11 protein-coding genes and 1 pseudogene are annotated in these 7,684 nt (G+C 65.6%); 7 read left to right on the top strand and 5 right to left on the bottom strand.

Annotation, left to right across the window (positions count from 1 at the left end; all coding sequences use genetic code 11):
• The coding region (locus RMO12_RS03365; RefSeq protein WP_309638193.1) for a hypothetical protein at positions 1–245 on the top strand (245 nt) is incomplete at its 5' end.
• A gap of 139 nt (positions 246–384) precedes the next feature.
• Here RMO12_RS03365 and RMO12_RS03370 read toward each other — a convergent pair.
• From RMO12_RS03370 to RMO12_RS03380, 4 genes and pseudogenes are all read right to left on the bottom strand, one after another.
• Positions 385–507, bottom strand: coding sequence for a hypothetical protein (locus RMO12_RS03370; protein ID WP_309638194.1), 123 nt, complete (start codon positions 505–507; stop codon positions 385–387).
• 49 nt (positions 508–556) lie between these two features.
• Positions 557–835 (bottom strand): annotated as a pseudogene (locus tag RMO12_RS15920) (EamA/RhaT family transporter); the annotation flags it as partial.
• A 42-nt stretch (positions 836–877) separates the two neighbouring features.
• Positions 878–1,132: a hypothetical protein gene (locus tag RMO12_RS03375; protein WP_309638195.1), complete on the bottom strand. Its 255-nt coding sequence runs from the start codon at positions 1,130–1,132 to the stop codon at positions 878–880.
• Positions 1,133–1,153: 21 nt separating this feature from the next.
• The gene (locus RMO12_RS03380; protein ID WP_309625463.1) at positions 1,154–1,864 is read right to left on the bottom strand and encodes a hypothetical protein; all 711 of its coding nucleotides are present in this window, start codon (positions 1,862–1,864) and stop codon (positions 1,154–1,156) included.
• A gap of 470 nt (positions 1,865–2,334) precedes the next feature.
• On the opposite strand from RMO12_RS03380, the gene RMO12_RS03385 reads away from it, so the two are divergent.
• The 3 genes from RMO12_RS03385 to RMO12_RS03395 all read left to right on the top strand — a co-directional run bounded on the left by RMO12_RS03385 (position 2,335) and on the right by RMO12_RS03395 (position 4,925).
• Positions 2,335–2,478: a hypothetical protein gene (locus RMO12_RS03385; RefSeq protein WP_309638196.1), complete on the top strand. Its 144-nt coding sequence runs from the start codon at positions 2,335–2,337 to the stop codon at positions 2,476–2,478.
• Positions 2,479–2,690: 212 nt separating this feature from the next.
• The gene (locus RMO12_RS03390; protein WP_309638197.1) at positions 2,691–4,559 is read left to right on the top strand and encodes a SagB family peptide dehydrogenase; all 1,869 of its coding nucleotides are present in this window, start codon (positions 2,691–2,693) and stop codon (positions 4,557–4,559) included.
• A 231-nt stretch (positions 4,560–4,790) separates the two neighbouring features.
• A complete protein-coding gene (locus tag RMO12_RS03395; RefSeq protein ID WP_309638198.1) occupies positions 4,791–4,925 on the top strand; it encodes a hypothetical protein in 135 nt (44 codons plus the stop codon).
• Between the two features lie 14 nt (positions 4,926–4,939).
• Here RMO12_RS03395 and RMO12_RS03400 read toward each other — a convergent pair whose 3' ends face one another.
• Positions 4,940–5,419 (bottom strand): YbaK/EbsC family protein, encoded by a 480-nt coding sequence (locus tag RMO12_RS03400; RefSeq protein WP_309638199.1) that lies wholly within the window; start codon positions 5,417–5,419, stop codon positions 4,940–4,942.
• A 179-nt stretch (positions 5,420–5,598) separates the two neighbouring features.
• Here RMO12_RS03400 and RMO12_RS03405 point away from each other — a divergent pair, with 179 nt between their 5' ends.
• From RMO12_RS03405 to RMO12_RS03415, 3 genes are all read left to right on the top strand, one after another.
• Entirely contained in the window at positions 5,599–6,273 is a 675-nt protein-coding gene (locus tag RMO12_RS03405) for a protein-L-isoaspartate(D-aspartate) O-methyltransferase (RefSeq protein ID WP_309638200.1), read from the top strand.
• A 17-nt stretch (positions 6,274–6,290) separates the two neighbouring features.
• A complete protein-coding gene (locus RMO12_RS03410; RefSeq protein ID WP_309638201.1) occupies positions 6,291–6,653 on the top strand; it encodes a DUF255 domain-containing protein in 363 nt (120 codons plus the stop codon).
• 367 nt (positions 6,654–7,020) lie between these two features.
• A partial coding sequence (locus RMO12_RS03415; RefSeq protein ID WP_309638202.1) for a multicopper oxidase domain-containing protein occupies positions 7,021–7,684 on the top strand: 664 nt, incomplete at its 3' end.

A 7,684-nucleotide genomic window follows, 5' to 3' on the forward strand; every position in this document is an offset into this window, starting at 1 on the left:
TGCAGGAAGGCATGGTCACAGAGCTCATTGCCAACGCTCTCTCTGCAGCTGTCGACAAGGCGCACGAACGCCGACTCCGCTATGCCGATTCGATCAAAGGCGTCGAGGTTTTCCAGCATGCGGAGGCCGCGCGAATCCGGACCGGCCTGTGTCGTCATGATCAACGCGAGGACGCGGGCCACGGCGGTCGGACTATCGATGATTGGGGTGTGTCGCATATTGATGTCAGGCGATCTGAGCGTTGAAGAGGAAATCACACTGGGCTCCGGCGCAAGATCATGTGTGTCGAACCCGGGCGAGAGCTCAATCCTGTCGAGCAAGAGCGCAAGCCCAGCCGCCCACTGACGCCAGCGGCAGACCACGCCAAATAGACAGGGTAGTTGTTCATGATGAGACTTCAAGCGCCAATCGCAACAAACTGGAGTAGGGCGCGAAGGCGAACACCGAGCCCGCGCGTGCCGCGCCGAAGGCGTGCTGCGCCGCCAGCAGGTAGAAAAGAAGACTCAAGTCGTATCCGCTCGCACCATGGCGAACAGAGCCAATGCAGCACATTCAGTAGGCAGCGGCTCGCGCTGGTGCCGCTGGTGTGCTGCAGGCCCCAGGCCAGCGCCACTGGGCCGATGACGGCACCATGTGGCCAGCAGGTGCTTGCGGCAGGTCGCTGCGCCCAGTGTTCGCCTCACGCTCGATGCTTTGGCGTGATAGGTTTCCGACCGCCGCCGCGCATGCACACATAGAGCAACGCCGCAGTGCTGAAAGCCCCGAGGCCTACGCCGAACTGCTGCACCAGCGGCGTGCTGATGCCGAACAGGGCGGCGGCAAGTAGGGCCAACAAGCCGCCGCGCAGCGCTGGAAAAAAGATGACAACGCCACCTGCCTACTGCTTCTGCGCGACGACGCGGCCCTGAGCATTTACGAAGACTCGGTAACGGTTTCCGTCCTGGCATGTCGCGATGTGATCGTTGTCCTTCATCCGCGTCGCACTGACCACCTCGCCACAGGGGACGCCCAGCAGCGCGACCACGGACGTCAGGTCCTTGAGGAGTGCAACGTCATCCGCCGCCCGGGACGGCACCGTAACGATCGCAGTCAACAACGCGGGCAGGATCCAGACTCTCGTGTGATTGTTCATGGGCGCACTCCGTCGAGCCAACTAGACCGCCGCAAATTTTGCGGGATTTGAAAGAATGCCCCAGATGGATTCGCGCGACAGCGCGATTGCATTGGCAAGCGGCGGATCGGCGTCCTGCAACAGCGCCAGAACCTTGAGGACCAGCAGGTCGTACGATCGCCGCAACTCGGCCATCGAGGCCTTGAGAGTCCCCTGGTAGTAGGCCCGAAACTGTCCGAGCAGATCATCGACCTGGTTCTTGAGCGTGAGCTTGGTGAACACGCCGATGGCCCTGGTTTCCTTGAGCCGGGTTTCTAGCGATTTGAGATCCAACGGCGGCGCTGCTTCCGGTTTGGCGAGCGCAAGCGCGGGCGTCTCCTTCTTCGGAAGTTGCGCTGCGGGCGGGAGCGATGAGGCAGGCTTCGCCGGCGCCTTGGGCGTTGCTACAGCGGGTTTGGCCGCAACTCGACCCGCGGCGCCAGATGCGGATTGCGCGGCGGGCGGGACCAATTTTTCTGACGTGACAGCTTCCCGCTCCACAGTCGTACTTTGAAGCTGCTCGGGTGGTGGCGCTGTCGGATCGCGCCTCGGCGCAATCGAAACAATCGCGTCAGGCGAAGCGGCAACCGGTGTCGCCTCACGCTCTGTTGAACGCCCGATCCCGGCGCACCCTGACATCAGAAGGACGCACAGGACGCCGCCGATTCTCATAGCGGAACGCGACGACCCGGTAATGTGAGCCTGCGGCAGCATGTTCGTCAGCTCGGGCTGGACTGCTTTGCTGCGGCACCCGGATGCACGGGCTCCGAGCCGGATAAGTCGTTTTTCATGCTCAGCGAGCCCCCGATTTGGTAATGATGCGAAGTCGTCGTGACTTGCTTCCCCGAGCCGCCCCTCCGCGTCGAGTCTAAAACTTCTGTCATCAGCCGCATGCAATCACGCACAGAGTGTCTCGCCGCATGTGGCCAGGGACAAAGCGGTCGCCGGGAGAGGAGTAGGCCCGCCATGGTTGAACGGTCGACCTGCTCGATCCGATTACCCAAGAGTGTTGACTGGCTGGGCAGTTGCCTCGCGGGCGGGTGGATTCCACGACGTGCGCGGCAAGACAGCGCACAAGCGCCAGGGTCGCGCGAGCGCGGCCACACCGAGGGAGGCGACCTCACGCTCGACCTCGCTATTGGGGCCACCAGACGATCAAGCCACCGGGCTGGATGCCCTCCGACGTGATCCGCACAAACCCCGACGTGAGCGTCACGACCTGCGCGTGGGCCACCGGAGCGGCGCAGAAAGTAACCGCGTGGGTGCCGATCGTCAACGCGGCTGCCGACTCGCCGCTGACGCACCCGGCCTCAACCCAGCGCTGGTAAACGTCAGGTGTTTTCGTCGTGACTTCTGCCTTGCCTTGCCCGGCACGCCATGGCCAGCATCGGACCGTGGCGATTCAGAGGACTAAACTATTTCGAGTTGAAGGAGTCTCGCGAGATGCGATCAAGGCAGCCTTGTACGGAGCCCGCACATGTTCAAGCTCAGTGAACACGCGGCCGCTTCCGAACGATCGTGACCGTCTTGTCCGATCGCCATGCACGACGCCGACAAGATCGAAGCGGTGATGCGCTATCACGAGCGGACCAAGCACCAGTTCAACCGCTATGCCCGCGGCCCGGGTCAGCTCGATTGGGCGAACCAGCCGAATCCGTTTCGCCGCTTTGATGGCGAAGCGCTGGTTCATCTGCCGATCCTGAGCCCGGACGAAGCGCCTCATTCGCCCCGCTACGAGAACCTGTACCACCCGGGATCGGTACCGAGCGCGCCGTTCACGCTGCGCTCGCTGTCACGGCTGTTCGAGTACGCGCTGGCCATTTCCGCCTGGAAGCAGGCCGGCACCACGCGCTGGGCACTGCGCTGCAATCCTTCGAGCGGCAACCTGCACCCCACCGAAGGCTATCTGCTGATCGGGCCGCTGGCCGGGTTGGCGGGCACCCCGGGCCTGTACCACTACGTGGCCAGCGAGCACGGCCTCGAGCGGCGCGCCGACTGCCCGCTCGAGTTGTTCTCGCAACTGACGCGCGCACTTCCACCGCAGGCCTTTCTCGTCGGGCTGTCGTCGATCCACTGGCGCGAGGCGTGGAAGTACGGCGAGCGCGCATTCCGCTATTGCCAGCATGACGTCGGACACGCGATCGGCACGCTCCGCCTCTCCGCCGCCACCCTCGGCTGGAGCGCGTGGGTGCTGCATGGCCTCGCGGACGAGACGGTCGATGACCTGCTCGGACTGAACCGGGCCGAGGACTTCGCCGACGCGGAGCGCGAACACCCGGATCTCGTCCTGGCTGTCTGGCCGACAGACCGGGCCCAGGATGGGCGCTGCGCCGCCAGGCGCGTGTTGGCGCTGGATGTCGATCCGTCCGCGGCGCGCCAGCTGACGCGGCAACGCTGGTACGGCCGCGCGAACCGGCTCAGTCGTGACGATCCGGTGCCCTGGGAGGTCATCGATGCGGTCGCACTCGCGTCGCGCAAGCCGGCCAGCAAGCCGGAAGGCTTCGAGGTGCCCGACGCGCCCGCGGTCGAGCGCGAAGCCGGCGCGAGCGCCGACGGACCGGCTGCGGCACAGATCATTCGGCAACGGCGCAGCCTGCTGGCTTGCGACGGCCGAACCGGGGTCGCGGCCGAGCGCTTCTACGGCATGCTCGAGCGGGTGATGCCGCGCGTCGAGTTGGCAGCGCCGCAGCGTCCGGTCCCCTGGGATGCCATTCCCTGGGATGCGAACCTCCACCTCGGCCTGTTCGTCCATCGGGTGGACGGCCTCGAGCCCGGGCTGTACATGCTCGTCCGCGACCCGGCGAAGCTTGGCAAGCTGCGGCGCGCCATGCACGAGCGTTTCGCCTGGTCCACACCGCCTGGATGCCCGGTCGACCTTCCGCTTCGCATGCTGGAAGCTGGCGATGCGAGGCGGCTCGCCACGCAGTTGAGCTGCCATCAGGACATCGCCGGCGACGGCGCCTTTTCGCTCGGCATGATCGCCGAGTATCAGGACGCCCTGTTCACGCACGGTCCCTGGTTCTATCGCCGGTTGTTCTGGGAAGCGGGGCTGATCGGGCAGGTGCTGTACCTCGAGGCCGAAGCGGCCGGCGTTCGGGCCACGGGCATCGGCTGCTATTTCGACGATCCGGTGCACCAGGTGTTCGGGCTCAACGACCTGGCGTTCCAGTCGCTTTATCACTTCACGGTCGGCGGCCCTGTGGATGACCCCCGTCTGACAACGCTGGCGCCCTACGGCGAATCATCGTTGCGATCGCCTGACAGGGACAGCAGCAGCGACTCGATGTCGGCGATCGGCGGCAGGCACTGCGGGCCGGGCAGACTCAGGCCTCGGGACACACAGGCCAGCTATCGGAACGGCGTACTGCGCATTGAACTGCCCAAGGCCGAGGGAGCGCGCGCCCGGTGAATCGCCGTGCGCACGGCCTGAGCCGCGCCTGCGGCATTAGGTGGCGAGCCCGCCGGCTCGCCGCCCAAGTCTTGCCGCACGTTCCCGCGCAGCGGGCTTCACGCGGGTGGCCCGGCTGTGGGTCCTTCTTAACCAGGAAGGAGAGAGAGCAGTTTCGTGTCGATACCAGCTTCAATCGACTCTAGGCGGAGCCATTCAACACTGCGGGAGTTCCATTTTCAGTGGCGCCTGATGAACGCCTATGAGCGGTTTGAGCAGTTCGTCGTCCTGGCGCTCGGCCTCAACATCGCGACCGTCATCCTGATGGCGCTGGTACGCGCTGCTGCACTCGATGGCGTGCTGCGAGCTACGAGCGTTACCTGCTGAAGGGCGCCTGCGGATCAATGCAGCGCCTTCTTGCAAAAGTGCCCGTGCCACGCCGCACTCATCAGCGCGTGAAACTGCTCGTGCGACAGCCTCAGCAGGCACTGATGGTCGCCGCCTTCCATGTAAACGACCTCGTTGGCTTCGAGCGCTTCGTCGACGATGGTCTCCATGCCCCAGGCCATACCGACCGGAGGCACGGCGCCGCGATCGCAGTCATCGAACAGCGTCGCGATGCGGCTCTCGTCGGACAACCGCAGATTCTTGCGACCGAGCAGCTCGGTCAGATGGCCCAGCTTGACGGTCGTGTCGGCCGGCACGACGACCATCACGCAGCCGGTGTCGTCTTCGAGGATGACCGACTTGGCGAGCTGGTGGGGCAAAACATGCGCCGCGCGGGCGGTCTCCGCGCTGCTGCGGCTGGGCTTGTGCGCGTAGACGTCGTAGCGCGCGCCGCGCTGGTCGAGGTAACTGGACAAACGCGAGGAGATCGACATGACAGCCTCCATGGGCAAAGCGACAGTGGCGACGTTCGGGACAGCACCATGGTTGAAGCCGCCCGGATCCGTCGATCTCGTAGTGTGCTCCGTGGTGCGCCGGATCGCCAGTGCGCCCCCGACTTGGCAGTCCTGGGCGTAGCATGGCTGCATCCGTGCCGCTTCCTCCCGAAGGCACCATGACCGCACCGGATTTCACGCACTTGCACCAGCGCATGCTCGCGGAGATCTCCGCCGAGACGATTTATTCGAGCGCGCAACTCGGCAAGGCGGCGCTGGGTCGACGGGTCATGGACGTCATGGCCAAGGTGCCGCGTCACGAGTTCGTGCGGCTGGAATTGCAGCCCTTCGCGTACGACGACACCCCTTTGCCGATCGGCTTCGACAAGACGATTTCGCAGCCGTTCATTGTCGCCGTCATGACCGACCTGCTCGATCTGCGCCCGACCGACATCGTGCTCGAGATCGGCACCGGGCTGGGCTACCAGTCGGCGATCCTGGCGGAACTGGCGCAGCGCGTCTACAGCATCGAGTTGATCGAAGACTTGGCCGTGCAGGCTCGGCGCCGGCTGGCACGGCAGGGTTACGCCAACATCGAGATCAGGATCGGCAACGGCTGCGGCGGGTGGCCCGAGCACGCGCCGTTCGACAAGGTGATCGTCGCGGCGGCGCCCGAGCTGATCCCGGCGGCGCTCCTCTACCAGTTGAAGCCGGGCGGCAAGATGGTGATCCCTGCCGGTCTGCCCGATGCGCAGCAACTCATGCTGGTGGAGAAGGACGTCAGCGGCACGCTGTCGACTAAGGAGATCTTTGCAGTGCGATTCTCGCTGCTCGAGGACGCCGAGGCCGGCTGACGCTCGCGCGCTGTGCCATGCCCAACCGCCTCGCCCACGAGACCAGCCCCCACCTGCGGCAGCACGCCGACAACCCGGTCGACTGTCACCCCTGGGGCGACGAAGCGCTGGCGCTGGCCCGCGCCACCGACCAGCCGGTCCTGCTGCCGGTCGGCTACTCGGCCTGCCACTGGTGTCATGTGATGGCCCGTGAGTGCTTCGAGGACCGCGAGACCGCGGCGCTGATGAACCGGTACTACGTCAACATCAAGGTGGACCGCGAGGAGCGCCCGGACATCGACCAGATCTACCAGACGGCACACCAGCTGATCGCCCGCCGACCTGGCGGCTGGCCGCTGACCGTGCTCCTCAAAGAGGACCGACTGCTCTCGGCCCTCTGAGTACGTTGACTGCTGTTCCGTCCACTGAGATCAGCGGCTCGGCGGGCGCTCACTGTTTAGGTTTGTTCACCACCTGTATTTCACCGGCGCCACCATCGCGGTGGTCGCGCTCGGGGCGAGCATCTCGGCGCTCGAAGTGGTGCCGTTGGCGCTGATCGGCCTGGAGGCCTACGAGACCTGGCGCCACGGCCAGGCGACGCCGTGGATGCAACGCTATCGCTGGCCGATCCTGTTCTTCCTGGCGGCCAGCTTCCTTGGTGCGAGCGCGCGCTTGATGCGCGTCAATGCGCAGCGGTCGTTCGCACCGCAAGCTCCGGGTCACCAAGAACCGACCGGCTGCACGGGGCCGCGTAGAAGGAGAGAGACCATGCATCGCGCCACGTCCTTGATCTGCTTGTCCGCCGCGCTCGTGCTGGCGGGATGCAACGGCCGCGAAGGCGCAACGGCTCCCGCCAAGCCCGCGGTCGCCGCCGCCGATACGGCTGATTCCGGCGGCTCCCGCAAGGGCGACTTCGGCCCACCGCAGGGTGAGCCGATCAAGGCCGTGCTCACAAGCCCGCCGCAGGTGCCGCCGGCGGTGAACCGCTCGGCGCCCGCCAAGGTGATCGTCGAGCTCGAGGTGATCGAAAAAGAGATGCCGATCTCCGAAGGCGTGAGCTACACCTTCTGGACCTTCGGCGGCACCGTGCCCGGCAGCTTTATCCGCGTGCGCCAGGGCGACACCGTGGAGTTCCACCTGAAGAACGCGCCCGACTCGAAGATGCCGCACAACATCGACCTGCACGGCGTCACCGGCCCCGGCGGCGGTGCGGCGTCGAGCTTCACCGCGCCAGGGCACGAATCGCAGTTCACGTTCAAGGCGCTCAACGAGGGCGTCTACATCTACCACTGCGCCACGGCGCCGGTCGGCATGCACGTGGCCAACGGCATGTATGGCCTCATCCTGGTCGAGCCGCCGGAAGGCCTGCCCAAGGTCGACCACGAGTACTACGTGATGCAGGGCGACTTCTACACGACCGGCAAGTACCGCG

It is taken from the genome of Methylibium sp. (assembly GCF_031393925.1).
In the GTDB taxonomy this organism is placed as follows: Bacteria; Pseudomonadota; Gammaproteobacteria; order Burkholderiales; family Burkholderiaceae_C; genus Methylibium.

Excerpts from the sequence above, each read along its gene's own strand:
- RMO12_RS03375 (WP_309638195.1), bottom strand. The coding sequence starts at position 1,132 with ATGAACAATCACACGAGAGTCTGGATCCTGCCCGCGTTGTTGACTGCG.
- RMO12_RS03380 (WP_309625463.1), bottom strand. The coding sequence starts at position 1,864 with ATGCTGCCGCAGGCTCACATTACCGGGTCGTCGCGTTCCGCTATGAGA.
- RMO12_RS03390 (WP_309638197.1), top strand. The coding sequence starts at position 2,691 with ATGCACGACGCCGACAAGATCGAAGCGGTGATGCGCTATCACGAGCGG.
- RMO12_RS03395 (WP_309638198.1), top strand. The coding sequence starts at position 4,791 with ATGAACGCCTATGAGCGGTTTGAGCAGTTCGTCGTCCTGGCGCTCGGC.
- RMO12_RS03400 (WP_309638199.1), bottom strand. The coding sequence starts at position 5,419 with ATGTCGATCTCCTCGCGTTTGTCCAGTTACCTCGACCAGCGCGGCGCG.
- RMO12_RS03405 (WP_309638200.1), top strand. The coding sequence starts at position 5,599 with ATGACCGCACCGGATTTCACGCACTTGCACCAGCGCATGCTCGCGGAG.
- RMO12_RS03410 (WP_309638201.1), top strand. The coding sequence starts at position 6,291 with ATGCCCAACCGCCTCGCCCACGAGACCAGCCCCCACCTGCGGCAGCAC.